Source organism: Gordonia asplenii (assembly GCF_012933505.1).
GTDB classification, from domain to species: Bacteria; Actinomycetota; Actinomycetes; order Mycobacteriales; family Mycobacteriaceae; genus Gordonia; species Gordonia asplenii.
Genome location: NZ_JABBNB010000072.1, coordinates 1 through 1,697 on the forward strand (window position 1 = coordinate 1; position 1,697 = coordinate 1,697).

The 1,697-nt window shown below is 64.1% G+C and carries 1 protein-coding gene; it reads left to right on the top strand.

Features of this window, described 5'->3' with window-relative positions:
- Window positions 1-129: 129 nt before the first annotated feature.
- Window positions 130-1,545, top strand: coding sequence for an IS1380 family transposase (locus HH308_RS29225; protein ID WP_170197808.1), 1,416 nt, complete (start codon window positions 130-132; stop codon window positions 1,543-1,545).
- Window positions 1,546-1,697 lie beyond the last annotated feature (152 nt).

A 1,697-nucleotide genomic window follows, 5' to 3' on the forward strand; every position in this document is an offset into this window, starting at 1 on the left:
TGGATTCACCGATGTTTTTGCGTTTTGCGGGGTGCTGGTCGGCGTGTTTTGGGCGGGATGCCTTGTCGCACTGGAAGACTCGTAGTTGTCAATGATACGTGTCCGTCAGGCGAAAAGAGCACCCCGCAGATGCAGTCTATAACCCGGTTCTCCACGGTCACCGAAGTCTTCGATGATGAGCAGATCGTGCCTGCCTCAGGCCTGTACCCGACGATGCGGCTGCTCACGCGGGCCGGCTTCCCGTCGGCCGCCACACACCTGCAGATGACCGGTGTCGGCAAAGCCAACCCGGCAGCCAAACTCGCCACCCTGCTCGCGGCGATGTGTACCGGTATCGACACCATCGACGGCGTCAACGTGCTGCGCACCGGCGCCACCGGCCGACTGTTCACCGACATCTACGCTCCCTCAACGTTGGGAACGTTTCTGCGGTCGATGACCGCAGCCAACTTTGCACAGTTGGCGACGATCGCAGCAGACCTGGTGATCGGTTTGGCGGCGATGGCGCCGATGCTGACCCCGGCCACACGCGGATCGGCACGATCAGGACCGGGCCGCGAGTTTCTGATGCTCGACATCGATGACACCGTACTGCCGGTGACCAGCAACAAAGAACAGGTAGGACACACCTACAAACGCTGCCAAGGCCTCAGCGTGCAATTGGTGACCGCCTCCCTGGCCGGGTCCCGCCCGATCATCCTGTCCCAAGAACTCCGCAACGGCACCGCAAGCGGAAAACCCGGCGGCGCAACCGAATTGGTCACCGCAGCGTTGGCCACCAGCCACGCCTCATTCGGCCCCCACACCCGACGCATCCTGCTCCGCGGCGACAGTGCCTACTACTCGGCGCAGATGGTGGCTGAAGTCCTGGCCGCCGACGGATACATCTCCGTCGGGATCAAGAAATTCCCGAACGTCGTCGCAGCCATCGCCACCATCGACGACGACGCCTGGCAACCCATCGACTACCCCGGCGCCGTCAAAGACCCCGACACCGGCCACTGGCATTCAGACGCCCACGTCGCCGAAGTACCCTTCACCGCCTTCACCAGCAGCGCCACCCCCACATCCATGGAGGTACCCGGCCGGCTGATCGTGCGCAGAGTCGCCCGCAAAGACGAACCCGAGGCACTGATACCCGTCTACGACTACTACACCTTCTTCACCAACCTGCCCACCGACCAGTACCCCACCACCGCCGCCGATCAGATCCACCGCGGCCACGCCATCATCGAACAGGTCAACGCCGACCTCAAAGACTCCGCCCTGGCACACCTACCCGCGACCAGCTTCGCCGCCAACACCGCCTGGGTTCACCTCGCCGCAATGGCCTACAACACCCTGCACGCCGCAGCAGCCTTAACCACCACACTCGTCAACGCCACCAGCGCCAGCATCCGCCGCAAACTCATCAACGCCCCCGCACGCCTGATCCGATCAGGACACCACCTCACCCTGCACCTACCCCGCACCTGGCCCTGGGCGACCGCCCGCGCCGAACTCACCGCCGCACTGCACGCCCAACCACCAGCAGTAGCCGCATAACCCCAACCCACCAACCACGCCCGCCCAGGGCCCGACAGCACCACCGAACAACCCCGGAATCACAGAGCCGGGCAACAACCATGCCCACCCACCACACCACACCCCACACCACACCGAAATCCAACGACCGGACCCCAATCGGTGAATCCGGG

What these genes read in the sequence shown, in the direction of transcription:
- HH308_RS29225 (WP_170197808.1), top strand. Translation starts at nt 130, where the DNA reads ATGCAGTCTATAACCCGGTTCTCCACGGTCACCGAAGTCTTCGATGAT.